27 protein-coding genes are annotated in these 25,576 nt (G+C 65.8%); 11 read left to right on the top strand and 16 right to left on the bottom strand.

Features of this window, described 5'->3' with window-relative positions:
• The first annotated feature begins 43 nt into the window (after window positions 1-43).
• Window positions 44-751: an SDR family oxidoreductase gene (locus B9Z03_RS22725; RefSeq protein ID WP_085466303.1), complete on the top strand. Its 708-nt coding sequence runs from the start codon at window positions 44-46 to the stop codon at window positions 749-751.
• A gap of 66 nt (window positions 752-817) precedes the next feature.
• On the opposite strand, the gene B9Z03_RS22720 is transcribed toward B9Z03_RS22725, so the two are convergent.
• Window positions 818-1,099: an SCP2 sterol-binding domain-containing protein gene (locus tag B9Z03_RS22720; RefSeq protein ID WP_085466302.1), complete on the bottom strand. Its 282-nt coding sequence runs from the start codon at window positions 1,097-1,099 to the stop codon at window positions 818-820.
• Between the two features lie 146 nt (window positions 1,100-1,245).
• Between B9Z03_RS22720 and B9Z03_RS22715 the strand changes: the two genes are divergently transcribed.
• From B9Z03_RS22715 to B9Z03_RS22680, 8 genes are all read left to right on the top strand, one after another.
• Complete coding sequence (locus tag B9Z03_RS22715; RefSeq protein WP_085466301.1) at window positions 1,246-2,121, top strand: SDR family oxidoreductase; 876 nt, start codon at window positions 1,246-1,248, stop codon at window positions 2,119-2,121.
• Window positions 2,121-3,734 carry an acyl-CoA carboxylase subunit beta gene (locus B9Z03_RS22710; RefSeq protein ID WP_085466300.1) on the top strand — a complete coding sequence of 538 codons (1,614 nt, stop codon included), beginning with the start codon at window positions 2,121-2,123 and terminating at the stop codon, window positions 3,732-3,734. The genes B9Z03_RS22715 and B9Z03_RS22710 overlap by 1 nt, the downstream gene beginning before the upstream one ends.
• A 147-nt stretch (window positions 3,735-3,881) precedes the next feature.
• Window positions 3,882-5,054 carry an acyl-CoA dehydrogenase family protein gene (locus tag B9Z03_RS22705; RefSeq protein WP_085466299.1) on the top strand — a complete coding sequence of 391 codons (1,173 nt, stop codon included), beginning with the start codon at window positions 3,882-3,884 and terminating at the stop codon, window positions 5,052-5,054.
• Complete coding sequence (locus B9Z03_RS22700; RefSeq protein ID WP_085466298.1) at window positions 5,054-5,929, top strand: enoyl-CoA hydratase-related protein; 876 nt, start codon at window positions 5,054-5,056, stop codon at window positions 5,927-5,929. The genes B9Z03_RS22705 and B9Z03_RS22700 overlap by 1 nt, the downstream gene beginning before the upstream one ends.
• Entirely contained in the window at window positions 5,926-7,935 is a 2,010-nt protein-coding gene (locus B9Z03_RS22695; RefSeq protein ID WP_085466297.1) for an acetyl/propionyl/methylcrotonyl-CoA carboxylase subunit alpha, read from the top strand. Before B9Z03_RS22700 ends, B9Z03_RS22695 begins: the two co-directional genes overlap by 4 nt.
• Complete coding sequence (locus B9Z03_RS22690; RefSeq protein WP_085466296.1) at window positions 7,928-8,788, top strand: beta-keto acid cleavage family enzyme; 861 nt, start codon at window positions 7,928-7,930, stop codon at window positions 8,786-8,788. Before B9Z03_RS22695 ends, B9Z03_RS22690 begins: the two co-directional genes overlap by 8 nt.
• Before the next feature lie 137 nt (window positions 8,789-8,925).
• Complete coding sequence (locus B9Z03_RS22685; protein WP_085466295.1) at window positions 8,926-10,788, top strand: feruloyl-CoA synthase; 1,863 nt, start codon at window positions 8,926-8,928, stop codon at window positions 10,786-10,788.
• Window positions 10,785-12,032: a thiolase family protein gene (locus tag B9Z03_RS22680; protein WP_085466294.1), complete on the top strand. Its 1,248-nt coding sequence runs from the start codon at window positions 10,785-10,787 to the stop codon at window positions 12,030-12,032. Before B9Z03_RS22685 ends, B9Z03_RS22680 begins: the two co-directional genes overlap by 4 nt.
• A 147-nt stretch (window positions 12,033-12,179) precedes the next feature.
• Here the strand turns inward: B9Z03_RS22680 and B9Z03_RS22675 are convergent, their stop codons facing one another.
• Entirely contained in the window at window positions 12,180-13,097 is a 918-nt protein-coding gene (locus tag B9Z03_RS22675; protein WP_139832368.1) for a right-handed parallel beta-helix repeat-containing protein, read from the bottom strand.
• Window positions 13,098-13,433: 336 nt separating this feature from the next.
• Here B9Z03_RS22675 and B9Z03_RS22670 point away from each other — a divergent pair, with 336 nt between their 5' ends.
• On the top strand, window positions 13,434-13,853 hold the full coding sequence (locus tag B9Z03_RS22670) for an acyl-CoA thioesterase (RefSeq protein WP_085466292.1): 420 nt from the start codon (window positions 13,434-13,436) through the stop codon (window positions 13,851-13,853).
• Here B9Z03_RS22670 and B9Z03_RS22665 read toward each other — a convergent pair.
• Window positions 13,850-14,344, bottom strand: coding sequence for a MarR family winged helix-turn-helix transcriptional regulator (locus B9Z03_RS22665; RefSeq protein ID WP_085466291.1), 495 nt, complete (start codon window positions 14,342-14,344; stop codon window positions 13,850-13,852). The two genes, B9Z03_RS22670 and B9Z03_RS22665, sit on opposite strands and share 4 nt — an antisense overlap.
• A 234-nt stretch (window positions 14,345-14,578) precedes the next feature.
• On the opposite strand from B9Z03_RS22665, the gene B9Z03_RS22660 reads away from it, so the two are divergent.
• Entirely contained in the window at window positions 14,579-15,382 is an 804-nt protein-coding gene (locus tag B9Z03_RS22660; protein ID WP_085466290.1) for a crotonase/enoyl-CoA hydratase family protein, read from the top strand.
• Window positions 15,383-15,386: 4 nt separating this feature from the next.
• On the opposite strand, the gene B9Z03_RS22655 is transcribed toward B9Z03_RS22660, so the two are convergent.
• The 13 genes from B9Z03_RS22655 to B9Z03_RS22595 form a co-directional block, all read right to left on the bottom strand.
• Window positions 15,387-15,914, bottom strand: a complete 528-nt coding sequence (locus B9Z03_RS22655; RefSeq protein WP_085466289.1) for a hypothetical protein — start codon at window positions 15,912-15,914, stop codon at window positions 15,387-15,389.
• A gap of 5 nt (window positions 15,915-15,919) precedes the next feature.
• Window positions 15,920-16,339, bottom strand: coding sequence for a hypothetical protein (locus B9Z03_RS22650; RefSeq protein ID WP_085466288.1), 420 nt, complete (start codon window positions 16,337-16,339; stop codon window positions 15,920-15,922).
• A gap of 11 nt (window positions 16,340-16,350) precedes the next feature.
• Complete coding sequence (locus B9Z03_RS22645) at window positions 16,351-16,881, bottom strand: rod-binding protein (RefSeq protein WP_085466287.1); 531 nt, start codon at window positions 16,879-16,881, stop codon at window positions 16,351-16,353.
• Between the two features lie 66 nt (window positions 16,882-16,947).
• On the bottom strand, window positions 16,948-17,328 hold the full coding sequence (locus B9Z03_RS22640; protein ID WP_085466286.1) for a hypothetical protein: 381 nt from the start codon (window positions 17,326-17,328) through the stop codon (window positions 16,948-16,950).
• A 2-nt stretch (window positions 17,329-17,330) separates the two neighbouring features.
• Complete coding sequence (gene fliR, locus B9Z03_RS22635; protein ID WP_085466285.1) at window positions 17,331-18,083, bottom strand: flagellar biosynthetic protein FliR; 753 nt, start codon at window positions 18,081-18,083, stop codon at window positions 17,331-17,333.
• Window positions 18,080-20,140 (bottom strand): flagellar biosynthesis protein FlhA, encoded by a 2,061-nt coding sequence (gene flhA, locus B9Z03_RS22630; RefSeq protein ID WP_176247684.1) that lies wholly within the window; start codon window positions 20,138-20,140, stop codon window positions 18,080-18,082. The genes fliR and flhA overlap by 4 nt, the downstream gene beginning before the upstream one ends.
• A gap of 114 nt (window positions 20,141-20,254) precedes the next feature.
• The gene (gene fliQ, locus B9Z03_RS22625; RefSeq protein WP_085466283.1) at window positions 20,255-20,521 is read right to left on the bottom strand and encodes a flagellar biosynthesis protein FliQ; all 267 of its coding nucleotides are present in this window, start codon (window positions 20,519-20,521) and stop codon (window positions 20,255-20,257) included.
• An 8-nt stretch (window positions 20,522-20,529) separates the two neighbouring features.
• Window positions 20,530-20,928: a flagellar hook assembly protein FlgD gene (flgD, locus tag B9Z03_RS22620; RefSeq protein ID WP_085466282.1), complete on the bottom strand. Its 399-nt coding sequence runs from the start codon at window positions 20,926-20,928 to the stop codon at window positions 20,530-20,532.
• On the bottom strand, window positions 20,928-21,374 hold the full coding sequence (gene flbT, locus B9Z03_RS22615) for a flagellar biosynthesis repressor FlbT (RefSeq protein WP_085466281.1): 447 nt from the start codon (window positions 21,372-21,374) through the stop codon (window positions 20,928-20,930). The genes flgD and flbT overlap by 1 nt, the downstream gene beginning before the upstream one ends.
• Entirely contained in the window at window positions 21,371-21,718 is a 348-nt protein-coding gene (gene flaF / locus B9Z03_RS22610) for a flagellar biosynthesis regulator FlaF (RefSeq protein WP_085466280.1), read from the bottom strand. The genes flbT and flaF overlap by 4 nt, the downstream gene beginning before the upstream one ends.
• A gap of 40 nt (window positions 21,719-21,758) precedes the next feature.
• Complete coding sequence (locus B9Z03_RS22605) at window positions 21,759-22,808, bottom strand: flagellar hook-associated family protein (RefSeq protein WP_085466279.1); 1,050 nt, start codon at window positions 22,806-22,808, stop codon at window positions 21,759-21,761.
• A 6-nt stretch (window positions 22,809-22,814) separates the two neighbouring features.
• Window positions 22,815-24,275 (bottom strand): flagellar hook-associated protein FlgK, encoded by a 1,461-nt coding sequence (gene flgK, locus B9Z03_RS22600; RefSeq protein ID WP_085466278.1) that lies wholly within the window; start codon window positions 24,273-24,275, stop codon window positions 22,815-22,817.
• 31 nt (window positions 24,276-24,306) lie between these two features.
• On the bottom strand, window positions 24,307-25,566 hold the full coding sequence (locus B9Z03_RS22595) for a flagellar hook protein FlgE (protein WP_085466277.1): 1,260 nt from the start codon (window positions 25,564-25,566) through the stop codon (window positions 24,307-24,309).
• Window positions 25,567-25,576: the final 10 nt, after the last annotated feature.

Below are 25,576 nucleotides of genomic sequence, written 5' to 3'. Positions count from 1 at the left end.
CCGTTCGAGCGCGGATTGCCGTCTCGCAGCCAGGGATCTGAGGATGTCGATTTCCGGCAGAAAGTTCGCCATCACCGGCGCAAGCCGTGGGCTGGGCGCGGCGTTGGCCATCGTCATGGCCGATCGCGGAGCACGGCTGGTTCTGCTGGCGCGCGATAGTCGAATGCTGAAAGGAATTGCGGACACGATCCACGCCCGCACGGGCCACAGTGTCGATGTCCAGCAATGCGACCTGTCGAATACCGAGAGCTGCGCTGAGGCCGGTCGCGTGCTCGCACGCGATCATGCTGATCTGGACGGCTTGATACACAACGGGGCGATGTGGTTGCCCGGATCGCTTGCCGACATCGTAGATGCCGAGATTCAGGCCTGCATCTCTTCGGCGGCGATCGGCTCGCTGATTCTGACGCGCCATGTGCTGCCAGTGCTGAGGGCTCGGCCATTTGCCGACATTCACACCGTCGTCTCGACCAGCGGCCTGGCAAACGCCCCACTGTCGGGGACATCGATCGCCTTCCGCGCAGCGAAGGCAGCTCAGGATGCGATGGTCCACGGATTGTCGGAGGAGTTGAAGCAGACGCGGATCCGAGTAACCGCGGTCTATCCGGGAGACTTCGAGGACCTGTCGCCCCTGTCCGAGGCATGGGACGCGGTCAGAGAGAACCTGACCAATCGTGAGGTCGTGGACAGTATCCTGTTCACCCTCGACCTGCCGCGAAACGCGAGGGTCAGGGCGCTCGTCGTCGAGTAAGCTGGAAACCGAGGGACTTTCGAATCCCTCGGCATTTGGTCGGCGACCTGTAGGCCCGCCGGCTGATCACACGATCTGGCTGAGCGCCATGGCGACCGACATGTCGCCGGCAACCTTGATCTTGCCGGTCATGAAGGCCGCGGTGGGGTTCAGCTCGCCGGCGATCAGATCCTTGAAGTCGTCCATCGACATGGTGATCGTGCAGTCGGCGGGGGCGTCGGTGGTCGACACGGTGGTGCCGTCGATGACGATGACGCCTTCGCCCTTGAGGTCGAACTTGACCGAGCGGTCGAAACCGCTGGCGGCGACCTTGTCCTTCATCTTGGCGGCGATGTCTTCCACGCTCATGGCGTCCTCCTGAGTGCGGGCGGGCATGCGCGCCAGCCGGCGATTGATGGGCGGCCCGGACCGTTCCGGGGCTGTCGAGTCATTACCAGTCGTTTGACGTTTACGTCAACGTAGTCTAGCGTCCGGTCACCTCGGGGAGGAGGCCGATGACGTATCGCAGCATACTGCGACAGGACTGTTTCAACGGACAGACGATCGTGGTGACGGGCGGCGGATCGGGCATCGGCCGCTGCGTCGCGCACGAGCTCGCGAGCCTCGGCGCGCATGTCGTCATCACCGGGCGCAAGCAGGACAAGCTGGACAGGGTGCTGGCCGAAATCGCCGAGGACGGCGGCTCGGCGGAGGCGCGCGCGTTCGACATCCGCGACGAGGAGGCGGTGAAAGAGGCGATCGCCTCGATCATCTCCGCGCGCGGGCGGATCGACGGTCTGGTCAACAATGCCGGCGGGCAGTTTCCCGCACCCATGCAATCGATCTCGAAAAAGGGTTTCGACGCTGTCGTCGCCAACAACCTGACCGGCGGCTTCCTGGTCATGCGGGAGGTCTACGTCCAGGCGATGGAGGCGGCCGGCGGCGCCATCGTCAACATGGCGGCCGACATGTGGCGCGGCATGCCCGGCATGGCGCATTCGGGGGCCGCGCGGGCCGGCATGGTCAACCTCACCAAGACGGCCGCCTATGAATGGGGGCCGGCCGGCGTTCGCGTCAACTGCGTCGCGCCCGGCTGGATCGCCTCCTCCGGCATGGACACCTATGACGGCATGACACGGGCGCTGATCCCGCAGCTGAAAAGGCACGTGCCGGTGGGGCGGATCGGTGTGGAGGCGGAGGTCTCCGCCGTGATCTGCTTCCTGCTGTCGCCGGCCGCGTCTTTCGTCACCGGCGTTACTGTCCCGATCGATGGCGGGTCGCCGCTCGGCTCGGCGCTGTTCCCGATCGGCAAGGGAAGGGGAACCGAACCGTTCGACGGTTTCCACCGCGCCGTCATGCCTGAGGTCCTGTCCGGAAAGGACACTGGCTGATGCCGGTGCTGTCCTCCTCTGTCGATCCTCAGTCCCCCGCCTTCAAGGCCAATGCCGAGGCAATGGCGGCGAAGCTCGCCAAGGTGCGCGAACTGGAGGAGCGGGTGCGGCAGAACTCGGCCGCGCGCCGCGAGACCTTCGAGAAGCGCGGCCAGATCCTGCCGCGCGAGCGGGTGGAGCGGCTGCTCGACCGCGGTGCGCCTTTCCTCGAAATCTCGACGCTCGCCGGCTATCGCATGCACGACGACGACGGCGGCAGGAACATCATGGGCGGCGGCTCGATCGCCGGCATCGGCGTGGTCGCCGGCAAGCGCGTCGTCGTCACGGCGAACGACAGCGGCATCAAGGGCGGGACGATCCCGCCGATGGGGCTCAAGAAGGCGCTTCGCTGCCAAGAGATCGCGCTGGAGAACCGGCTGCCGATTGTCTCGCTGGTCGAGAGCGGCGGCGCGAACCTGCTCTACCAGGCAGAAATGTTCGTCGAGGGCGGACGCTCCTTTGCCAACCAGGCGCGGCTCTCCGCCGCCGGCATCCCGCAGATCGCCATCGTGCATGGTTCGTCTACGGCGGGCGGAGCCTATCTGCCCGGCCTGTCGGACTATGTCGTTCTGGTGAAGGGACGCTCGAAGATCTTCCTCGCCGGCCCGCCGCTGGTAAAGGCCGCGATCGGCGAAGACGCGAGCGACGAGGAGCTGGGCGGCGCCGACGTGCACGGCCGCGTCACGGGGCTCGGCGAATATGTCGCCGACGACGACGTGCAGGCGCTGGCGATCGGCCGGCAGATCCTGCGCCATCTCGCCTGGGACAAGGTGGAGGGCGCTCCGCGAAGCGTCTCCGCGCCGGTTTACGATCCCGACGAACTGCTTGGCATCGTGCCTGCCGACGACCGGACACCTTTCGAGATGCGCGAGGTGATCGCGCGGATCGTCGATCGCTCGGAATTCCTGGAGTTCAAGGCGGCCTACGGGGCGGAGACTGTATGCGGCCATGCCTTCGTGGACGGCCGTCCCGTCGGCATCCTCGGCAACAACGGGCCGATCATGCCGGACGGCTCGACCAAGGCGGCGCAGTTCATCCAGCTCTGCGACCAGTCCGGCACGCCGCTGGTCTTCCTGCAGAACACGACCGGCTACATGGTTGGAAAACAGGCCGAGGCCGACGGCGCGATCAAGCACGGGTCGAAGATGATCCAGGCGGTGGCCAACGCGCGGGTGCCGAAGTTCACTTTCGTCATCGGCGGGTCGTACGGCGCCGGCAATTACGGCATGTGCGGCCGGGGTTTTGCGCCGCGCTTCATCTTCTCCTGGCCGTCGGCGCGCACCGCCGTCATGGGCGGCGAGCAGGCGGCGCGGGTGATGGAGATCGTGGCGCGCGGCAAGGCCGCACGGGAGGGTGGCGCAGTCGACGAGGAGGCTTTGGCAAAACAGAGCGCGATGATCCGCGGTGGCATCGAGGCGCAGTCGGACGCGCTGTTTGCCACCGCACGGCTCTGGGACGACGGCATCATCGACCCGCGCGACACGCGGGCGGTGCTGGCGCTGTGCCTGTCGGTCGCGGCGGAGGGCGAGCGGCGGGAGTTGCGGGCGAACACGTTCGGCGTGGCGAGGATGTAAGGCGTTCCTCTCCCCGTTCACGGGGAGAGGATGCCGGCAGGCAGGTGAGGGGCAGCGACAACATTGCAGGACGAAGGCGCCGCCCCTCATCCGGCCCTTCGGGCCACCTTCTCCCCGTGAACGGGGAGAAGGAAAGGGAGAAACCACATGCACTTCACACCCGAACACGAGAACCTCCGCCGCACGGTGGCGAAGTTCGTCGACACCGAGGTCAATCCGCATGTCGACGCATGGGAGGCGGCGGAGGAATTTCCGTCGCACGAGCTGTTCAAGAAGCTCGGCGATCTTGGCCTGCTCGGCATCAAATACGATACCGAATATGGCGGTCTCGGGCTCGACTTCTCCTATTCGATGGTGATGGCGGAGGAGCTCGGCCTGTGCCATGCCGGCGGCGTGCCGATGGCGATCGGGGTGCACACCGACATGTGCACGCCGGCGCTGAACCGCTTCGGCTCCGACCACGTGAAGAAGAATTTCCTCGCGCCGTCGATCGCGGGCGATGTCGTCGGCTGCCTCGGCGTCTCCGAGCCCGGCGCCGGCTCGGACGTCTCGGCGGCGAAGACGTCGGCGCGCAAGGACGGCGGCGACTATGTCATCACGGGCCAGAAGATGTGGATCACCAACGGGCTGAAGGCCGACTGGTGCTGCCTGCTCGCCAACACCTCGGACGGGCCCGCGCACAAGAACAAGTCGCTGATCTGCGTGCCGATGGATGCCAAGGGCATCACCAGGCAGAAGATCCACAAGATCGGCATGCACTCCTCCGACACCGCCCAACTCTTCTTCGACGAGGTGCGTGTGCCGCAGGCGAACCTGATCGGCCAGGAGGGGATGGGCTTCACCTATCAGATGCTGCAGTTCCAGGAGGAGCGGCTCTATTCGGCGGCAAGCTCGATCAAGGGGTTCGACCGGTTGATCGATCTCACCATCGACTACGCGCGCGACCGGCAGGCATTCGGCAAGTCCATCCTCGACAATCAGGTGGTTCACTACCGGCTGGCCGAGTTGCGCACCGAGGTAGAGCTCTTGCGGGCACTGACCTGGAGCGCGGTGGAACAGTATGTCGCCGGCGGCGACGTGACCCGGCTCGCCTCGATGGCGAAGCTGAAGACCGGGCGGCTGGCGCGTGAACTCACCGACGCCTGTCTGCAATACTGGGGCGGAATGGGCTTCACGGCCGACAATCCCGTCAGCCGCGCCTATCGCGACACGCGGCTGGTCTCGATCGGCGCCGGTGCGGACGAGGTGATGCTGTCGATCATCTGCAAGCTGGAGGGCACCTTGCCCGGAACGAGCAACAAGGCGGCAAAGACCCACTGATGGCGGATTACGAGACCATCCTCGCCGAGGAGAGCGACGGCGTTCTGTCGCTGACGTTGAACCGCCCGGCGGTGAAGAACGCCATGTCGTTGGCGATGGTGCGCGAGTTGCGTGCGGCCCTTGCGGCGGCCGAGGCGGGCGGGAGCGTGCGCGTGATCGTGCTGCGCGGCGCCGGCGGCACGTTCTGCGCCGGCGGCGACATCGCCGACATGGCGAAGGCGCGCGCAGAGCCGCTGGTGGAAGGGCGGCCCGATCCGTTCGCGGCCGTCAACCGCGCCTTCGGCGAAATGCTGGCCGAGTTCGCGCGCACGGGCCTCGCCGTCGTCGCAGCGGTCGAGGGCGCGGCCCTCGGCGGCGGCTTCGGGCTCGCCTGCGTGTCGGACGTGACGATCACGTCGCGCGGGGCGAAGTTCGGCCTGCCCGAAACCGGTCTCGGCATCCTGCCGGCGCAGATCCTGCCGCCGCTGATCGAACGGATCGGCTACGGCCAGACCAGGCGGCTCGCCGTCATCGGCGGCTTCATCGACATCGACGAGGCGCTGTCGCTCGGTCTGGTGCACGAGGTGGCCGACGATCTCGATGCGGCGGTCGAAGCCTGCGTGCGAAAAATCCTGCGCTGCGCGCCCGGCGCGCTTGCCGCCGCCAAGGGTCTGCTCGCCGAGGCGCGGCTGGCGCCGACCGGCGGCATCATCGACCGCGCGGCGGAACTGTCCGCAATCGCGCTGCGCAGCGCCGAGGGGGCGGAGGGCACGGCGGCGTTTCTGGAAAAGCGCCGGCCGATCTGGGCTCCTCCTTCTCCCCGCTTGCGGGGAGAAGGTGCCCGAAGGGCGGATGAGGGGCCGGACCGCACGGCGCACAAGGCGCAAGAATCATGAACGAAAGTGCCGCCCCTCATCCGGCTGCCGCCACCTTCTCCCCGCAAGCGGGGAGAAGAACGAACATCCGCTCCCTCCTCGTCGCCAATCGCGGCGAGATCGCCTGCCGGATCATGCGGACGGCGAAGCGTATGGGGATCGCCACGGTCGCGGTCTACAGCGACGCGGATGCGGACGCCCCACACGTGCGGCTGGCCGATCAAGCGGTCAGGATCGGCGGAGCGCTCCCGGCGGAGTCCTATCTGAACGCGAGCGCGGTGATCGACGCGGCGCGCACCGCTGGTGCCGACGCGGTCCATCCGGGCTACGGTTTCCTATCCGAGAATGCGGCATTCGCGGAAGCCTGCGCGGCGGCCGGGCTGGTCTTCGTCGGCCCGCCGCCGGCGGCGATCCACGCCATGGGCGACAAGGCGCGCGCCAAGCGATTGATGGCCGAGGCCGGCGTGCCGGTGGTGCCGGGCTACGAAGGCGAGGACCAGTCTCCCCAGGCGCTGGCGCGGGAGGCGGAGCGGATCGGCTTCTCGGTCCTGATTAAGGCCGCCGCGGGCGGCGGCGGGCGCGGCATGCGCCGGGTCGACCGGGCAGGGGATTTCGCGGCAGCCCTCGAAAGCGCCCGGCGCGAGGCGGAGAACGCATTAGGCGACCCGTCGGTGCTGATCGAGAAACTCGTCATCGAGGCCCGGCACATCGAGATCCAGGTCTTCGCCGACCGCCACGGCAATGCGATTCATCTCGGCGAGCGCGACTGTTCGGCGCAGCGCCGGCACCAGAAGATCGTCGAGGAAGCGCCGTCGCCCTTTGTCACGCCGGCGCTGAGACTCGCCATGGGCGCGGACGCCGTGCGCGCGGCCAAGGCGGTCGGCTATGAGGGCGCCGGGACGGTAGAGTTCATCGTCGCGCAGGATGGCACCTACCATTTCCTCGAGATGAACACCCGCCTGCAGGTCGAGCATCCGGTGACCGAGATGGTGACCGGCTTCGATCTTGTCGAATGGCAGCTGCGCGTGGCGGCGGGCGAGGCCCTGCCGGCCACGCAGGACGAGGTAGGCCTCACCGGCCATGCGATCGAGGCGCGGCTCTATGCCGAGGACCCCTATGACGGCTTCCGCCCGCAAAGCGGCAGGGTCCTGCGCTGGCGGCCGGACAAAGGCGTGCGCATCGACAGTGGCGTGGCGGAAGGCGGCGTCGTGACGCCCTTCTACGACCCGATGATCGCCAAGGTGATTGCGCACGGGCCGGACCGGGCGCAGGCGATCGACCGGCTGGTCGCCGCGCTGCGCGGCTCGGCTCTTCTCGGCATCGCAACCAACCGCCGGTTCCTGGTCGAGCTGCTGTCGAGCGAGGCATTCCGCAAGGGCGACATGACCACCGGGCTGATCGACCGCTGGATCGGCGAGGGCGCTGCCATTCTCGACGCGTCGCAGCCCGCCGGGCTCGACTTCGCGGTCGCCGCGGTGGCGCTGGCGATGCGGGACGGCGGCAGCTGGTTCCGTTCCACCGGCACCGCCAATTGTCCGATCACGCTTTCCTGCGGGATGGATCGGCGGGAGACGGAAGTGCGCTTCGAGCGCGGGCGGCTTTCCGGCGTGAGCGTTGGCGGAGAAGCGGTCGCGATCGAGGCGGCGCGGCTCGGCGATGGCGAAATCGTCTTCACGGTGGACGGCGTGTCGCGCCGAGCTGGTCTCCTGTTCGACGGCCGCGACGTCCATCTCGACCGGGACGGCACGGTCTTCGTCTTCCACGAGCCCGACCCTCTGGTGCGACCTCCGGCGCCGAAGGACCCGCGTCGCATCGTGGCGCCCGTTTCCGGCGTGGTGCGCGCGCTGGGCGTCGTCGCGGGGCAGGCGGTGGCGGCGGGCGACATGGTGGCGATGGTGGAGGCGATGAAGATGGAGAACGCGCTCAACGCGGCCATCGACGGGATTGTCGCCGCGCTGCACGTGGCCGAAGGCGCGCAGGTAGCAGCGGGCCAGCTCATCGCGGAGATCGAGCCCGGCCATGGATAGAGCCATCCTCACCTGTGCGCTGAACGGCGTGCTGACCGACCCGTTGCAGAACGCTATCCCTGTCACGCCTGAGCAATGCGCGGCCTCGGCGCGCGAGGCCTATGACGCCGGTGCATCCATCATCCATGTGCACTTCCGCCAGCAAGGTGCCGGCAGGGGCCACCTGCCAAGCTGGGAGCCGGAGGTCGCGGTGGCCGTCTGCGAGGCGATCCGGCACGCCTGCCCGGGCATCGTCATCAATCAGACGACCGGCACTGTCGGCACGGACATATCGGGTCCGCTCGCCTGCATCCGCGCGGCGCGGCCGGAGATCGCGGCGTGCAATGCGGGCAGCCTGAACTACCTCAAGATCAAGGTGGACGGATCGTGGGCCTGGCCGCCGATGCTGTTCGACAATCCGGTGGCGAAGGTGAAAGCCTTCCTCGATGGGATGGCCGAGGCAGGTGCGCTGCCCGAGTTCGAGTGCTTCGACACCGGCATCGTCCGCTCGGTCGGCATGTACGTGGCGAACGGCATGGCGCGGACGGCGCAGTACAATTTCGTCATGGGCGTCGCCTCGGGCATGCCGGTCGACGCCGCGCTGCTGGAGCTGTTGCTGAACTACCGGATCACGGGTGCGCGCTGGCAGGCGACGCTGATCGGCCGGGCGGAGATCTGGCCGGTGCACCAGCGCGCGGCGGAGCTGGGCGGCATGCTGCGCACGGGGCTCGAAGACACGTTCTACCTGCCTGACGGCACGCGCGCGACCGGGAACGGCCAGCTGATCGAGGCGCTCGCCGGCTGCGCGCGCAAGGCAGGCCGCGAGATCGCCTCGCCCGCCGAGACGCGGGCGATGTTGGGCCTGCGGCAGTAGGGCTCGGCTCCTCGCCGGGTGGGAAGCACGGGTGCAGGGTGGCCGGCTCTGGCCAGGTGCGGCCGCAGGCAGCAATGCGCCCTTGAACCATTGCCCCAAGATTGTTATACAAGATAACAGTATCTGGGAGGAGTAGGATGCCGCTGGTCGACGTGCCCGGCATGCGGCCGGTGCGGATGGGCGATCTCGCTGCGGAGCTGGAGAAGCGCGCGGATGGGACGCTGCTGATCCGCCCGCGCGCGCGGCTGGACGCCTATCCCCGCTCGATGATCGACTTCCTTCGCCACTGGGCGCGGACGGAGCCGGATCGTGTCTTCCTCGCCGATCGGGGCCCGCAGGGCGAGTGGCGGCGCGTTACCTACGCGCAGGCGCTGGCGAAGGCGCGGTCGCTGGCGCAGTTCCTCATCGACAGCGGCCTGTCGGCCGAGCGTCCGCTGATGATCCTGTCTGGCAATTCGGTCGAGCACGGCCTGCTGGCGCTCGGCGCGATGATGGCGGGCATTCCCTTTGCGCCGCTGTCGCCCGCCTATTCACTGGTCTCCACCGACCACCAGAAGCTGCGCTATCTGGTGAAGCTGCTGACGCCGGGAATGGTCTTCGTCGCCGAGGGCGAGCCATTCGACAGGGCGCTACGCGCGATCTGGTCCGAAGACATTTCTCTTCTCGTCGCCCGAAACGCCGTGCCCGACCTGCCGGCGACCATGTTCGACTGCGCGGCGGCGACCGAAGCCACCGAAGTCGTGGAGGCGGCCGACGCGGCGGTCACGCCGGACACGGTGTCGAAGTTCCTGTTCACCTCCGGCTCGACCGGCATGCCGAAGGCGGTCATCAACACGCAGCGCATGATGACCTGTAACCAGGCGATGATCGCCTCCGCGCTCGCCTTCCTTAAGGACGAGCCGCCGGTGATGGTCGACTGGCTGCCGTGGAACCACACGGCGGGCGGCAACCACAATTTCGGCATCACGCTCGCCAATGGCGGCACGCTCCACATCGACGACGGCGCGCCGACGCCGGCCGGCATCCTGAAGACAGTGCGCAACCTCGAAGAGGTGTCGCCGACGCTCTACTTCAACGTGCCCAAGGGCTACGAGATGCTGCTCGGACACCTGGAGGGTAACGACCGGCTGCGTGAGAGCTTCTTCGCCCGGCTGAACCTGATGCAATATGCCGGCGCCGGCCTTGCCCAGCATGTGTGGGACGGGCTGGAGCGGATTGCACGCCAGGCCACCGGCGGCCGGGTCATGATCATCACCGGCTACGGCTCGACCGAGACCGCGCCGTTCGCGTCGACCACGACCTGGGCCGTCGAGCGGCCCGGCGAGGTTGGCTTGCCGGCGCCTGGCGTCGAGCTGAAGCTGGTGCCGGACGGCGATAAGCTGGAACTCAGGCTGCGCGGTCCGAACGTCACGCCCGGCTACTGGCGCCAGCCGGACAAGACGGCCGAATGCTTCGACGAGGAAGGGTTCTACCGGATCGGCGATGCGCTGAAATTCGTCGATCCCGCCGACGTCAACAAGGGGCTGCTCTTCGACGGGCGCGTCTCCGAGGACTTCAAGCTGTCGACCGGCACCTGGGTCAACCTCGCGGCGGTCAAGGGCGCGGTCATCCGCGCCTTCGCGCCCTACGTGCGCGAGGCGGTGCTGACGGGCCTCGACCGCAACCACATCGGCGCGATGCTGTTCCTTGACGTGGACGCCGCGCGCCGGATCGCGCCGGAGCTCGCCACGGCGAGCGAGCGCGACCTTGCGCATAGCCCGGTGCTGCGGAACCTCTTCCAGGAAAGGCTCGACGCGTTGGCGAAGACGTCCACCGGCAGTGCCAACCTCGTCGCCCGAGCGGTGATACTGGATACGCCGCCGTCGATGGACCGCAGCGAGATCACCGACAAGGGCTCGATCAACCAGCGCGCCGTGATCACCACGCGTGCCGCGCTGGTCGAGGATCTCTACGCCGAACCGCCGCCACCTCACATTCTCGTCGCAAGGAAGACCGCATGACCGCCGAAAAGGGCCTCCGCTACCGCTTCGAGGACGCCTGGCTGATCGAGGGCGTGCGCACGCCCTTCGTCGACTACACCGGCGCTTTCGCCGACATCTCGCCGATCGACCTCGGCATCAAGGCCGCGCGTGCGGTGCTGGACAAAGCGGGCATCGATCCGAAGGAGATCGGCACGACCATCGCCGGCTTGATGGCGCAGGCATCGTTCGACGCCTACATGACGCCGCGCCATATCGGCCTTTATGCAGGCGTGCCCTATGAGCGCCCGGCGCATCTGGTGCAGCGCATCTGCGGCACCGGCATCGAGGTGCTCGTGCAGGCAGCCGACATGGTCGATCAAGAGCGCGTCGGCCTCGCGCTCTGCGTCGGCACCGAATCGATGAGCCGCAACCCTGTCGCCGCCTACACCCACCGCAACGGCTTCAAGATGGGGCAGGTGGCCTTCAAGGATTTCCTGTGGGAGGCGCTGCTCGATCCGGCCGTCTCCTGCACCATGGGCGATACGGCCGAAAACCTGGCGCGGGAATACCAGATCAGCCGCGAGGAGGTGGACCGCTTCGCGGAGCGCTCCTTCAATCGTGCGCTGAAGGCCCAGGCCGACGGCTTCATCGACGGCGAGATCGTCGCGGTGACGAGCGAGGCTTTCGAGCAGGACGGTTACAACGCACGTGGCATCCGGCTGCCGCGCGGCGTGGAGAGCGTGGCGAAGGACAGCCACGTCCGTCCCTCGCCCTACGAGGCGCTGGCGAAGATCCGCCCGGCCTTCGGCGGCGTGCAGACCGGCGGCAATTCATCGGCCGTGGTGGATGGCGCCGCAGCGGCGATCGTCGGCTCGCGCGCTGCGGCCGAGCGCGCCGGCACCGCGCCGCTCGCGCGCATCGTCGCGGCGGCGACCGTCGGCGTGCCGCCGCACATCATGGGCATCGGACCGGTGCCCGCGATCCGCGCGCTGCTCGACGAGACGGGGCTCTCGCTCGACCAAATCGACCGGATCGAGATAAACGAAGCCTTCGGCGCGCAGATCCTCGCCTGCATCCGCGAACTGGGGCTCGACGAGGACAAGACGAACGTCAACGGCGGCGCGATCGCCATCGGCCATCCGCTCGGCGCGACCGGCGTGCGCATCACGACGACCGTGGCGCGCGAGCTGAAGCGTTCAGGCCTGCGCTACGGCATCGCATCCGCCTGCATCGGCGGCGGGCAGGGGATCGCGGTGCTGGTGGAAGTTGATCATTCGGGATGAAGACGCGGGCTGTCGAAGCTTGGTCGATGCAATCCTGGCGTCGCAGAGCTCGCCGGTACGCTCCTAATCGCAAGGTTTCAGGCGTCGCTACATCGCAAGGAGGACGACGCCTGTCGCTCAGGCAAGCAGAGTGCTTGCGCTATCCGCTTACAGCGGGTTCACGTAGTCGCCCGCGACGGATGTGCAATTCAACAGGCCGAGCGCCGTGCCCAGCAGGCCGGTCCCCAGGATGGTGTTGTCGCGCGACGCGCCGTTGAGGATGAGACCGTCGCCGCAGCGCAGCGCCGCCTCACCTACGATCAGGTTGCCGTCCATCACGATGGTGTTTCCAAAGAGGGTATTGTGGGCGCCGTTCTGGTTCCAGATGCCGCGCCGGGCGCCGCTTCCGGCCTTTGCGAGGTTGCGCACGATGTTGCTGCCGATCGTGCTCGCGCTCGAATTCTCGGTGCGAATGCCATAAGCGTTGCCGTTGGTGGTCGCGGTAGCGGTGACGCCGTCGACCAGATTGCCGTTGATGTCGACGTCGCCGCTGACATTGATGCCGTGGAAATCCGTCAGGGCCGGAATCGTGCTGCCGCCTGTCGCGATGACTTCATTGTTGCGGACGGACGAGCCGTCGCCACTGACGAAGATACCGGTCTGTCTGTTGAAGTCCAGCACGTTGCTTTCGACCCGGTAGGCGCCGTCCGAGAGCTGAACGCCGGTGCGCCAGCCGCGGATACCACAGTTGCGAACTATGACATTGTTCCGTCCGGTCGCAATTATCCCGACGGCGGTGTTGCTCGCGCCGGCCGCGAGATTGCCGAGCTTGAAGTTGTTGCAGTCGATGGTGACGTTGTTGACGGTGACGGTGATGCCGGCGCCCGACGCGAGGTTCGTGGGCAGGTGCTGCTTCATGCAATACACGCCTTGGGTGCTGATGGTCGCCGGAACCGACGTAATGTTGGTACACTCGGTAATCTCAGCCGCCGCAGGGGAGGCGTAGATGACACCAACAAAAGCGCTGATTGTGCCAGCAAAAAGGCCAAGACCGACCGCATTTCGTATGTATGCAAACAAATTCACTTTATATCTCCTTCATAAAATAAGTCCATGAATACCAATTAGTACTCACCGTCGCTCGATTATCATCGATAATATTCTGACACGAGTCATGTCTGCTTGGAGCCAGCGGTTAACGGGCATTAATATTAATATGTCTTTAACCTTCAGAGTATCTATTCTGACGTGTGCAAACAGATGTAGGTCAGTCCTGACCTTCGTCGGCTTTCAGCCGCCCGGCCTGATGTCGACGGCGCCCTGCAGAGGCTCGGTAAGTGGGAATTTCAGTCCGGCATCTCAGTGCGAAGGAGAGTGCCGGCATCGGGCGCCGTCCCCTAGGCGGCAACAGGAGAACTGCACATGCTGGTGAACAGCCGCGACGTCGAGATCGAATGGGGCGACTGCGATGCAGCCGGCATCGTCTTCTATCCGCGCTATTTCGCGATGTTCGACGCCTCCACGGCCTATCTCCTGGAGAAGGCCACCGGCATGAAGAAGATCGCCTGGACGAAGCATTACGGCATCGTCGGCATCCCGATGGTGGACACCGGCGCGAAGTTCATCATCCCGTCGCGCTACGGCGACGTGATCCGCATCGAGACGCAGGCGAGCGGGATCAGGCGTTCGTCCTTCGACATTCTGCACAAGGTCTACAAAAGCGAGGCGCTGGCGATCGAGGCGCGCGAGACGCGGGTCTGGGCGGGCGTCGATCCGGACAATCCGGACAGGATCAAGGGATATGCGATCCCCGACGAAGTCGCAGCGGCGCTGAGGGGCTAGTCCTCCTTCGCCGCCTCCTGTCCCGCGAGCAGGCGGTCCAGCAGTTCGATCAGGCGGTCGCGCTCCTGCGGGCCGCCGAGCCTGTCGACCATGCGGTCCTCGTGCTCGTGCCAGACGGCGACCATCTTCCTGACGAAACGCTCGCCTTCGGGCGTCAGGTGAAGCGCGTGCGAGCGGCGGTCTGCGCCGCCCTTGCGCCGGTCGGCGAGGCCGCGCGCTTCCAGCCCATCCATCAGGGCGACGAAGTTGGCGCGCTTGATGCCCAGCGCCTCGGCGATCTCGGTCTGCTTGAGGCCGGGGGTGCGGGCAATCATCGACAGCACGGAAAATTCCGCCGGCCGGATCTTCATCCGGGCGAAGGTCTGCAGGAAATCGTGGAACACGACGAGTTGGGCACGGCGCAGCTTGTAGCCGACGATGCCTTCCTTGTCGGGCATCTCGGTGGCTGGGGCATCGCGGCGGCGAGGACCTGGCTTCGTATCGACCGTCATGGCGCCTCTTCTAATCGGCTCCGGTGAAGGCCGGAAGCCGCGGGATGACAGGAGGTCCGAAGTCGGCCGGACCGCATCCACCGGCCGCGAATCGCACCTGATCTGCACATGAATAGTGCAGGACGGCTGCAAAATCGGCCAGCGGCGATCGACGGCGGCTATGTGTCGATTGAATCGGCTGATATTGTTATGATATAGAACAATGCAATCGACGCCAGCGGAATTGCAGCAGTCATGAGCCTCACCACCAGCCCCCAGACACGCCTGCCGGACGGGGCAGGCCATGTGCTGGTCGAAGTGCGCGACGATATCGCGATCCTCACCTTCGATCGGGCGGAGAAGCGCAACGCGATCTCCGACGCGCTCGCGGACGGGCTGCGCGCCTTCTTCGACGCGCCGCCCAAGAGCGTGCGCGCGGTGGTCGTGACCGGGGCGGGCGGACATTTCTCGGCGGGCCTCGACCTTGGCGAACAGTCGCGGCGCGAGCCGGCGGACGTCATGAAGCATTCGCGCCGCTGGCACCAGCTCATGGACACGATCCAGTTCGGCGGGCTCCCGGTGGTGGCGGCGATGTCGGGTTCGGTGATCGGCGGAGGGCTGGAGATCGCCGCGTCCTGCCATGTGCGCGTCGCGGAGCCCAGCACGCGGTTCCAGCTTCCCGAGGGCAAGCGGGGCATCTTCGTCGGCGGTGGCGCCACGGTGCGGATCGGCCGCATCCTGGGACCCGACCGGATGACAGAGATGATGCTGACTGGGCGGGTCTACGATGCCGCGGAAGGCTACCGGCTCGGTCTGGCACACTATCTCGTCGGCGAGGGCGAAGGGCTCGACAGGGCCATTGCGCTGGCGCGCGACATCGCCTCCAACGCCTCGTTGGTCAACTATCTCGTCATCCACTCGATCGCCCGCATCGACGACATGAGCCGCGGCGACGGGCTCTATGCGGAAAGCCTCAGCGCGGCGCTGTCGCAAACCGGACCGGATGCCCTGGAAGGGCTGCGGGCGTTCCTCGAAAAGCGCAAGCCGAACTTCAGCTGACCCCTCAATGCCCGCTGGACGGCTTGGGGGCTTCCGGCAGTTGCTTGGCCTTGGGCGGCAAGCGCCGTTTCATGGCGTTGTCGCGGATTTCCTGCTTTGACAGGTAGTCCACCTGCTCCATCATCACCTCGTGGACGAAGTCCTCTCCGAGCCGCTTGTTCAGGTTGTCGCGCAGGCCGGCGCGGAACGCGTCGATGTCGATGCGGTCGCCACGGGTGAAGTCCATCAGCGGGTTGGAATAGAGGTAGGTGAAGAACTCGTCGGTGATGATCGCCTGCATCGGCACGCTCATCTTGGCGATGCGCGCCGGCTCGGCGGTGAACACGAAGCGGGCGATGAAGTAGCCCGCCACTTCGCCGTTCTTCACCACCGGAACCGAAATCACATCGGTCTTCACATAATCGAGCCCGCCGAAGAACGGGGCGGGCTTCTCGACCTCCCCCGGCTTGTCTCTGGTCGAGGAGAAGGCGAAGAAGATCGAGCCCACCGTGACGGCGACGATCCAGACGGCCGCGACGATGAATTTCACCATGCCCGTCAGATCCGCTGGAATGCGCTGGTGGAATAGGTGCCGTCTGTCTCGGCGCGCTCGATGGCGGTCTGGATCAGGCCCGCCACCTCTGCCACGGCGGCGAGATGGGCGCGGATGACTGCTTCGTTGGCGACGAGTTTTTCGCGCAGCCGCACGATCGCGTCGCGATGTTTCTCGGCGAAGTCGCTCATAGAAATGCCCTTCACGGCGCGGTTCAGCTCGTAGAGGTAGCGGCTCTTCTTGGCGTTGGAGGCGTGGATGTCGAACTTCGGATCCGACCTGATGGACGCGGTCTCGCTCTCGATCGCCTCCTCGATGCGGCCGATGATGGCGGAGATCGAACCGACGCTGCCCTGTGGCGTCCGCTCGGACGCGCCGGAGACGAGCTGTGGCAGGTTGGGGCTGTAGAATGTCGTGTCGCTCATCGTCTTACCCGTCAGTCCGCGCTTGATCGGCCGGTGGCCGCCAGGTCCTCGCCGAGCGATTTCATCATCGTACGCTGCATTTCCTGCACGAGGCTGGAGGACAGGAGCCGCTGGTCGGCGAGGCCGGACTTCTCCGCTGTACCGGGCAGGCCGGAGATCGCGACCTTCTTCTCACCATCCATGTAGTGCTGGCCGAGCACCCGTTCGGCAATGCCGATGCCGCCGGCCTTCGCCATCTGGTTGGCGATCTCGGTGGCAAGAAACGACTTCCACATGTCGCCGGCCAGCCCGCTGCCGTACACCGCCTCGCTTTCCTGCGGCAGCATCGACTGGATGAAGGTCTGCAGCACCATGCCTTCGAACTTCTGAAAGGTCTCTGGAACCTTGCCGGCGGCGGCGCGCGGCGAGGCAAGTGCAGCGGCGCTGCGGGCATCGGACACGGCGGCGAGGCGCGCGAGACGTTCGACGCGGCTCTCGGACGCGTCCACGGAAGGCTGCCCGATCGCGGTGCCGCCGAGCGCGTCGATGACGGCATTGGTCAAGGTGCTCTCCCTTGCTGTTTCGTCGTGACTAATCTGGACGAGAAAACTTGTGGCAGGCTTGAGCCGCTATTTCAGCGCCAGCCGCTGTTCCACTGCGTCGAGTGCCGCGCGCTCCTCGGCCTTGCGTTCCTCGTCGCGCAGCGCCTCGCGCCAGGTTCGTTCCACGATGTTGGTGCGGGCGGTTTCGGCGGCCACCTTCAGGCCCTCGGCCTGTGCCAGCGCCTCGTTGTCGCGGGCGCGCGCGACAGCCTTCTCGACGAAGCGCGAATAGACATCCGGAAAAAGGTTCGACATCGAGCCTTCGTTGCGAGCCTCCAGAATCTCCTTCGCCTCGCGCTCGGCCGCCGCGGCCTGCGCGAGGAAGTTGGCGCGGCGCATCTCGTGGATCTCCGTCACCTTCTTCTGGAGCTTTACGATCTGCTTCAGGCGGTCGCTTCGGTTCGTCATGGTCAGCGCCCGACTGTCACGCTGGCGAAGCTGCCGGCGAAGAGGGAGAGGAAGATCGGCATGCCGAGATAGAGCAGGATGAAGCCGCCGGTAATCACGAAGGGCAGCGAGATGAAGTAGACCGGGATCTGCGGCGTCAGCTTGTTGACGAAGCCGATGGCGAGGTTGACCAGCAGCGAATAGGCGAGGAACGGGCTGCCGAGTCTCAGCATGACCATGAAGGCCTCGGACAACGTGTCGGTCAGATCGACGAGGCTGGACTGCGGGTTGAAGAACGCGTTCAGCGGCGCCAGCTGGTACGACAGCACGAGCGCCTTCACGATCTCGTGGTGGAAGTCGAGGACGAACAGCAGCATCAAGCCGGCGAACGAGATCAGCGCGGCGAGCGTCGATTCCGGCTCCGATTCCGCGATCGAATGGCCCATGCCGCCGTTGAAGCCAACCATCATCGAGATCGCGCTGGCGATGAACTGCAGCGCGAGCACGTAGAAGCGGGCCATCAGCCCGATCAGGCCGCCGATCAGGCTTTCGGAGATGACGATGAGCGCGAGTTCGGCCGGCTGTCGGCGCACATAGGGGATCACCTGGTCCGACATGTTCATCAGCAGCGCTAGCGTCGCGGCGACGGCAACGAACAGCCTGATCTGCAACGGCACGCGCGCGCTCGACAGGCCCGGCATCACCATGAAGCAGGCGCCGACGCGGCAGAAGGTAATGAACGCCGCGATGACGAGGTCGGGCAAGGTGGCGGTCACGAGACCGAGCCCAGCACCCTGATTTCGACGCCCTTGGCGATCTCGACGTGGCTGAGCACCGGAAGCGTCGGATAAAGCCGCTCGATGATCATGCGCACGTAGGGCCGCGCGTCCGGCGCGGTGACGATGGCGAAACGCTCGCCGCCGTCGATCAGCTTGCGGATCGCCTTGCCCGCCTCCTGGCCGAACTCCTCCAGCAGGCGCGGGTCGATGTCGAATTCACGGATCTCGCCCTTGGCGTCGCGCTTCAGGCTCTGGTGCAGCACCAGATCCCAGCGGTTGCCGAGGCGCAGCACCTTGAGCACGCCGCCTTCCGACAGGTCGCCGCAGATCTGCTGCGACATGCGGATGCGCACATGCTCGACGATCTGCTCGGTGCGGCGCACATGCGGCGCGATCTCGGCGATCGCCTCGATGATCAGGTGCAGGTTGCGGATCGAGACGCGCTCAGCGAGCAAGAGCTTCAGCACGGCCTGCAGGCCGGGATAGGAGATGTGCGACGTGCAGATGTCGTCGGCGAGCTTCTTGTATTCCGGGTCCTGCCGGTCGAGCAGCGCCTTCATGTCCTTGTAGGACAGAAGCTGCGGCAGGTTGTTGCGGATCACTTCCGACAGGTGGGTGAGCAGCACCGACAGGTTGTCGGCAAAGGCGTAGCCGTCGCGCTTCAGGTCGTCCGCGAACATCTCGGGCACGGAGAAGGCGCGCATGCCGAAGGCCGGCTCGCGAACCTCCTCGCCCGGCATATCGGGCGGCTCCTTGGCGCCGAGCAGCACCATCAGCTCGCCGACGCGCATCTGGTTCTCGGCCACGACGGTGCCGTGCATGCGGATCTGGTAGGCCTTGCCGGGAATGGCGAAATCGTCGGTGAGTTTCACCTCCGGCACCACGAAGCCGTATTGCTGGGCGAACTTCTTGCGCATCTTGCCCATGCGGAACGCCAGTTCCTGGTGGACGACAACCAGCTTGGTGGAGAGCTGCTTGCCGATCAGGAGCTCGATCTCGGCGGTCTTGAGCGATTCCTTGACCGAGTTGCGCTCGTCTTCTTCCTTCTGCGCCTGCTTGTGCTTCTCGGCGGTCTCCGCCTCCGCCGCCCTTCTGTTCTGGCGCATCGGAATCACGTAGCCGACGACGGCCATCAGGATCGCAAGCGACAGGAAGGGCAGCATCGGCAGGCCGGGCAGCAGCGACAGGATGGTCAGCAGCATGGCAGCGACATAGAGCGCGCGCGGATAGGCAGAGAGCTGTCCCATGACCGCCTGGTCGGCCGAGCCGCGCGTACCGCCCTTGGAGACCAGCAGGCCGGCGGCCAGCGAGACGATCAGCGCAGGGATCTGGGTGACGAGACCGTCGCCGACTGACAGCTTGACGAAGACCTCCGCCGCCTCGCCGAGATCCATGTCGTGCCGCGCATAGCCGATGACGATGCCGCCGACGACGTTGACGCCGGTGATGATCAGGCCGGCGATGGCGTCGCCGCGGACGAATTTGGAGGCGCCGTCCATGGAGCCGAAGAAGGAGCTTTCCTCTTCGAGTTCGCGCCGGCGCAGCTGCGCTTCCTTCTCGTTGATCAGGCCGGCCGAGAGGTCGGCGTCGATCGACATCTGCTTGCCGGGAATGGCGTCGAGGGTGAAGCGTGCGCCGACCTCGGCGATACGGGTCGAACCCTTGGTGATGACGATGAAGTTCACCACAAGCAGGATCGAGAAGACGATGATGCCGATGACGAAGTCGCCGCTCATCACCAGGCTGGAGAAGCCGCCGATGACGTAGCCGGCGGCATTGGTGCCCTCGTTGCCGTGCGAGAGGATCACGCGCGTCGTGGCGATATTGAGCGAGAGCCGCAGCATCGTTGCGATCAGCAGGATCGTCGGGAAGGACGAGAAGTCGAGCGGCCGCTGGATCCACAGCGCCACCATCAGGATCAGCACCGAGAGCGCGATCGAGAAGGCGAGCCCGATGTCGATGACAAAGGGCGGAATCGGCAGGAAGAGGATGCACAGGATCGCGACGATGCCGATGGCGAATCCGACGTCGCGCCCGTTGCGGGCGCCCGCCATCCTCGGAAGCGTCTCGATCAGTGCCAAGGCAATCCTCGCGGAATCACACGCCGACGCGTGGCGCTCCGCTCAGACTAGGGGGCCAAACTTGTGCGAGGGTGGGCTTGGAGACTCTCAGAACCCGGTCTGGATGCGCTGGAACACCACTTCCGAGAAGGCATAGATCTGCGCGCCGACGAAAGGGCCGGTCAGCACCAGAGCGAGAAGGATCGCCACGATCTTGGGCACGAAGGTCAGCGTGATTTCCTGCACCTGCGTCAGGGCCTGCAGCAGCGCAATGCCGATGCCGACCAGCATGGCCGCCACGACGGCGGGCGCGGAGGCAACCAGCACGGTCCAGATGGCGGCCTGGACGATATCGAGCGCGTCGGCCTCGTTCATGGGGCGTCCTAGCTGATCTTGACGCCGGGAAGCATAGGAACCTCTTTGCCGTTGTCGAGCACGGCGATGATGCCGTCGCTGTACAGCTTCACCTCCTTGACCGTGCCGGTCATCGAACCGTCGGCCGACGTCACGGTCTTGCCGATCAGTGATCCCGCCTGGGACAGGACCGAGGCCTGGAGGATGTTGTCGAGCTTCGTGTTCATCTGCACCGACTGCTCGACCTGGCTGAAGGTCGCGAGCTGGGCGACGTAGTCCGTCGATTCCATCGGGCTCGTCGGGTCCTGGTTCTTCATCTCGGCGACGAGCAGCTTGAGGAAGGACTGGTAGTCGACCATGCTTCCGGACGTCGCGGTCGACGTGGAAGATGAGGACGTGTTCTGCGAGGCGTAGGTGGATACGTACATCAACGTGCTCCCACGGCGGCGAAGGTTTCCTGCTGGACCGGCCGGCGCGGGGCGTCTTTGTCGAGGATCATGGCCTCGATTGGATACAGCGCGCGGATCGCCTTCAAGGCATCGTAGACCTGATCCTCTCCGACGAGCTGGTCGACTTCCTTCAGCCCGGCCAGAATTCCGTCATCGGTGAAGTTGGCGAGAAGCAGCGACAGCGATTTCCTGAACATCGCGCGCGCCTCTTCGGCCGCGCCGGGTGTCATCAGGATGATCTGGGCGATGAAATAGAGCTGCCGCAGCGGCGTCGACGCCTTCTCCGGCTGCATGACGTGGTTCTCGAGCAGGAACTGCACGTCGTTGAGGAACTCGATCGACACTTTGCGGTCGACCCTTACCACGGCGCCGTTGATGTAGATCTTCTCGTTCGGCTTGAGCGAGATCTTCAGGGTGTTTTTCATTGCAGCCCGTCCCTGATGATCTGCGAGATCTCGATCAGGCCGTCGAAATTGTTCGAAGTGCCCTGGCGGATGTTCTCGGCCTCGCGCAGGACCCACAGGCCGATCGAGATGAGGTTGGCCCGGAGTTCCTTCGGCAGCTCGTTGTCGGGATTTGCGAGGTCCTCGAGCAGGGTGGTCCAGACCTTGTGCGAGAAATGGATCGCCTCGATCGACTTGAAGGAATCGACCCCCGCGGTCCGGGCTTCGATCAGAAGTTCGATCGAGCGATCAAGCACCTGCCGCTCACGATCCTTCGCGTCGGCGATCGAGTCCGTCTGGATGTCGGCGTAGGAGAATTGATACATGCCTGGTCGTGTCCCGAAATGGTCTCGTCCGAATTCAGTTTCAGCTCATGTATTTGAGCAGGCTCAGGTTCTGGATGCGCGCGGTCAGCGCGTAGGCGGTCTCGATCTGCGACACGAGCGCGGAGACGCGCGTGGCGGCCTCGTAGGGGTCGACGCTCTCCATATCGCTGATCGTGGATTCGAAGACGCCGATCTGGGTGTCGATGCGCTCGGAAGCGTTGGTCACGCGCTGCTGGGTCACGCCGATCAGCGCCTGCCGGTCGGTGATGTCCGATATGCTTTCGACCGTCAGGGCAAGTGCGCGTTCGGTGACTGCCTTGGTGGCGGCCTCGCTGAAATTGCCTTGCATCATGCTGGAGGTGATCGCCGACACCATTGCGAGCTTGCGCAGTCCGGTGATGTTGGCGCTGACCGAAGTCTCGGCCGTCTCGTTGAGCGCGATGCGCGAGACGATGCCCTCGTCCGTCGCGCTCGACCAGTTGGTCTCCCAGCCCGCGCCCAGGAACTGCGGCTCGACCACATTGGTGAGGAAGTCCTCCATCTCGGCCGACGTGATGTCGGCGGCGTCGGCGTCTGTCTGGCTGAAGCCGAAATAGGTCTGGAAGGCGGTGTCGAAGGCGGCCCTCGCGGGGGAGGAGGGATCCGAGAAATCGGAGATGGGCCTCACGTCGGTGTTGATGCCCGCGAACAGGTACTGGCCGTTAATGCTGGTGTTCAGCGAAGAGGTCAGCAGGTCCATCATCGCCGCGCCGCCGGCCTGGACCACGCCGCGGTCGGAGGAGCCGGACACGGCCGCCGACAGGGTCGAGCGCAATTCCTCGGCCTGCGCGGTCAGCTGGCCCAGCACGTCCTGCGTAGAGGTCAGCCGCGAGGAGACGAGCGCATTGGAATCGATGATGCCGTTGAGGCGGCTGACGTCGCGGGCGAGCGACACCGTCTCGCTGGTGCGCGAGCCGAGCGCCAGGCCGACGTCGGCGACGCGCAGCGTCGTGCTTTCCTTTTGCGCCGACACGAGGTCGGTCTGCATCTTCATCATCGAATAGCGCAGCGCCTGGCTGATCGCGTTCGAGGAGACGTAGGAGGATTTCATCGCCCGTTACCCCACCATCGAAATGAGGTTGGCCAGCATCTCGTCGACGGCCTTGAGCAGGCGGGCGGATGCGTCGTAAGAGTGTTCCAGCTCGATCAGGAGCGACATTTCCTGGTCCATGTTCACCCCGGTATCGTTCGACAGCGTCTCGGCCGTGCGCGAGACCAGCGCGCCCTTGGTCTCCTCGGCGGCCGTGGCCTGCTGGCGAAGGTTCTCCAGCCAGCCGATGATGCTGGAGGAGTATTCCATCACGCTGGCGCTGGTGCCGACGCCCGCGGATGCGTCGAAGGGGATCGTCTCGTCCAGTTTGCTCGAATAGCCGATCAGCAGGGACGAGAACGATGCGTTCCCGGCGGTGTTCGCGACGTAGTCCGCGCCGTTGGCGCCGCCATCGCGCAGCACGGTCGGATTGCCGCCCTGCCGCGAATCCATCGCCGCGTTGACCGCGATCGAGCCTGCGATACCGGGCGCCAGCGTGCCGTCCGCGGGGAGTGTCGGTCCGCCGCTCCAGGTGAACAGGCCGGCGAGGTCCGGATCGGTTCCGGTCTGGTCCGTCTCGGCGAAGGCCATGACGAGTCCGCGCGCGACTTCGTCGAGCTGGGCCTGGACCGCGGGCGCGACCGTGTCGCGGAGCTGCAGGTAGGCGGCGATCTTGCCCGCCGCATTGGTGTCGCCGCCGGTGCCGGCCTGCAGCGGCACGCCGTCGATGTAGACGGCGTTGCCCATGGTCGAGGCGTCGTAACCGGGCTTCGGCTCGAAGGTCACCGTGCGCGGCGTCGTCTCGAACAGGATCGCGCCCGACGAGGTGGTGAGCACCATGTCGTTGTTTTCGCGCGTGATGGTCGAGATCGGCACATATTGCGCGATCTTCTTCAACAGCGCGTCGCGCTGGTCGAGCTGGTCGGAGACGTCGCGGCCGGTCTGCGTGCCGGCCACGACCGCGCTGTTGGCGGTCTGGAAGTCGGCCAGCAGGCCGTTCAGTTCGCCGACGGCGACCGAGATCTGCATGTCGGCATTGGTGCGCTGGGCGCTGACGGCCGCCGTGCCATCGTTCAGCGAACGCACCACCTGGCGCGCCGCCTCGATGGCGTTCTCGCCGAGCGAGGCGTTGGCCGGATTGTTCGAATAGAGCTGGATCGCCTCGTAGAGCGATCCGAGCGCGGTCGCGGCCGAGTTTGCGTTGTCGACACCGTTCACCGCGAGCGCCAGCGAATCTATGCTTGTGCGCAGCGTCCCCTGGCCTTCGTAGGAGGAGACCGCGGAGAGGTTGGCGCGGAACAGCGCCTCGTTGGCCGCGCGCTGGATGAGGACGACGCGCGCGCCCGGCGCCTCGCTGGAGACGACGGCGTTGCGCCTCACATAGTCCGAATTGCTCGCGTTCGAGATGTTCTGCGAGACGACCGCAGTCTGGCGCGATGTCGACTGAAGCGACTGTTTCGCGATGTTGAGTGCGGTCGTAAGCGACATCCTTTGGCCCTGCCCCCCGGCAGACCTTCAGCTAGCGCTTCAGATTCACAAGGATGTCCATCAGGTCTGCACCCGTCTGGAAAACCTTGGAATTGGCGGTATAGCTGCGCTGCGCCTCGATCATGCTGGTGAGCTCTTCGGCGATGTCGACATTGGAATTCTCCAAGGCGCCCGACACCACCGAGCCGAACGTGCCGTCCTCGGGGAAGCCGACCAGCACCGAACCGGATTCGTTGCTCGGCCGGTACACGTTGCCCGGCAGCACCGTCAGCATGTCGTCGCTTCGGGTGGTGGCCAGCGGAATGCGGTAGAGCGCCTTGGTCGTGCCGTCGCCGTACTGAGCGTACAGGATGCCGTCGCCATCGATGGTGATCTGCTCGATCGAACTCGGCGCGTTGCCGTTCGACCAGGAATCGAACAGCGTGTAGTCGGCCTTGAGCTGCGTCGCGTTCTCCAGGTCGATCTTGAACGGCTGGCCGCCCGGGATCGTCAGCGACACCGATGTCGGGCTGGTCGAGGTGTAATCGCCCGTGGTCGGATCGAAGGTCAGCGTCTCGGTTGCAAGCGCCGCCGACGAGTAGGGGAAGCCGCCGTTCGCGCCGGCGTCGGCCTTGTTGTAGACGGCCACTTCCCAGGTGTCGGCGCCCGTCTTGGTGAAGTAGATGTCGAGGACGATCTGGCCGCCGAGGTCGTCATAGACCTGCATCGACGATTTCGCGGTGTATTTGGAGGTGGCCAGGTTGTCCGAGGGCACGTCTCCGGTCGAGAGGTCCTCTGCCAGAGCGGGCAGGTTCAGCGACAACGAGCCCTCTGTGGAGGGTGTGGCATTGAGCTCGTTCTGCGACAGGCTCACCGGGACCAGCCCTTCAAAGCCGTTGGTGGTGGCGGTCGGGACGCCGCTCGAGGCGTCGTAACCCATCAGGATGAAGCCGGCCGCGTTGACGAGCTCGCCCTTGCCGTTGGGCACGAACGATCCCGCGCGGGTCATGAAGGAGTTCCCGGCCGAGTCCTGGACGACGAACATGCCGTTGCCGTTGACCGCGAGGTCGGAGATCGAGGTGGTGTACTGCAGCGCGCCCTGGTCGGTGATGGCGTAGCGTATCGAGGTGGTCACGCCACCGGAATTGTAGGCACCGGGTGTGCTCGGCAGCACCAGGCTGGAAAACTCCGCCTTGGCGCGCTTGTAGCCGTTGGTGCTGGAATTGGCGATGTTGTCGGCGGTTGTCGACAGGCGGTTCGACTGGGCGTTCATGCCCGAGACGCCTGTCCGCATCATTCCGTAAAGACTCATTCCGTTACTC

The organism is Mesorhizobium australicum (genome assembly GCF_900177325.1).
Classification (GTDB): Bacteria; Pseudomonadota; Alphaproteobacteria; order Rhizobiales; family Rhizobiaceae; genus Mesorhizobium_A; species Mesorhizobium_A australicum_A.
Note: the sequence above shows the minus strand (reverse complement) of the source record. Positions and strands in the feature narration are given on the sequence as shown.

Bases quoted from the DNA above. Each gene is read 5' to 3' on its own strand.
- fliQ (WP_085466283.1), bottom strand. From the start codon at position 20,521: ATGAACGAGGCCGACGCGCTCGATATCGTCCAGGCCGCCATCTGGACC.
- B9Z03_RS22700 (WP_085466298.1), top strand. From the start codon at position 5,054: ATGGCGGATTACGAGACCATCCTCGCCGAGGAGAGCGACGGCGTTCTG.
- B9Z03_RS22705 (WP_085466299.1), top strand. From the start codon at position 3,882: ATGCACTTCACACCCGAACACGAGAACCTCCGCCGCACGGTGGCGAAG.
- B9Z03_RS22640 (WP_085466286.1), bottom strand. From the start codon at position 17,328: ATGACGAACCGAAGCGACCGCCTGAAGCAGATCGTAAAGCTCCAGAAG.
- B9Z03_RS22650 (WP_085466288.1), bottom strand. From the start codon at position 16,339: ATGAGCGACACGACATTCTACAGCCCCAACCTGCCACAGCTCGTCTCC.
- B9Z03_RS22715 (WP_085466301.1), top strand. From the start codon at position 1,246: ATGACGTATCGCAGCATACTGCGACAGGACTGTTTCAACGGACAGACG.
- B9Z03_RS22595 (WP_085466277.1), bottom strand. From the start codon at position 25,566: ATGAGTCTTTACGGAATGATGCGGACAGGCGTCTCGGGCATGAACGCC.
- flbT (WP_085466281.1), bottom strand. From the start codon at position 21,374: ATGAAAAACACCCTGAAGATCTCGCTCAAGCCGAACGAGAAGATCTAC.
- B9Z03_RS22660 (WP_085466290.1), top strand. From the start codon at position 14,579: ATGAGCCTCACCACCAGCCCCCAGACACGCCTGCCGGACGGGGCAGGC.
- B9Z03_RS22665 (WP_085466291.1), bottom strand. From the start codon at position 14,344: ATGACGGTCGATACGAAGCCAGGTCCTCGCCGCCGCGATGCCCCAGCC.
- B9Z03_RS22605 (WP_085466279.1), bottom strand. From the start codon at position 22,808: ATGAAATCCTCCTACGTCTCCTCGAACGCGATCAGCCAGGCGCTGCGC.
- B9Z03_RS22720 (WP_085466302.1), bottom strand. From the start codon at position 1,099: ATGAGCGTGGAAGACATCGCCGCCAAGATGAAGGACAAGGTCGCCGCC.
- flgD (WP_085466282.1), bottom strand. From the start codon at position 20,928: ATGTACGTATCCACCTACGCCTCGCAGAACACGTCCTCATCTTCCACG.
- B9Z03_RS22655 (WP_085466289.1), bottom strand. From the start codon at position 15,914: ATGGTGAAATTCATCGTCGCGGCCGTCTGGATCGTCGCCGTCACGGTG.
- flaF (WP_085466280.1), bottom strand. From the start codon at position 21,718: ATGTATCAATTCTCCTACGCCGACATCCAGACGGACTCGATCGCCGAC.
- flgK (WP_085466278.1), bottom strand. From the start codon at position 24,275: ATGTCGCTTACGACCGCACTCAACATCGCGAAACAGTCGCTTCAGTCG.
- B9Z03_RS22680 (WP_085466294.1), top strand. From the start codon at position 10,785: ATGACCGCCGAAAAGGGCCTCCGCTACCGCTTCGAGGACGCCTGGCTG.
- B9Z03_RS22690 (WP_085466296.1), top strand. From the start codon at position 7,928: ATGGATAGAGCCATCCTCACCTGTGCGCTGAACGGCGTGCTGACCGAC.
- flhA (WP_176247684.1), bottom strand. From the start codon at position 20,140: ATGGCGGGCGCCCGCAACGGGCGCGACGTCGGATTCGCCATCGGCATC.
- B9Z03_RS22695 (WP_085466297.1), top strand. From the start codon at position 5,926: ATGAACGAAAGTGCCGCCCCTCATCCGGCTGCCGCCACCTTCTCCCCG.
- B9Z03_RS22725 (WP_085466303.1), top strand. From the start codon at position 44: ATGTCGATTTCCGGCAGAAAGTTCGCCATCACCGGCGCAAGCCGTGGG.
- B9Z03_RS22670 (WP_085466292.1), top strand. From the start codon at position 13,434: ATGCTGGTGAACAGCCGCGACGTCGAGATCGAATGGGGCGACTGCGAT.
- B9Z03_RS22710 (WP_085466300.1), top strand. From the start codon at position 2,121: ATGCCGGTGCTGTCCTCCTCTGTCGATCCTCAGTCCCCCGCCTTCAAG.
- B9Z03_RS22685 (WP_085466295.1), top strand. From the start codon at position 8,926: ATGCCGCTGGTCGACGTGCCCGGCATGCGGCCGGTGCGGATGGGCGAT.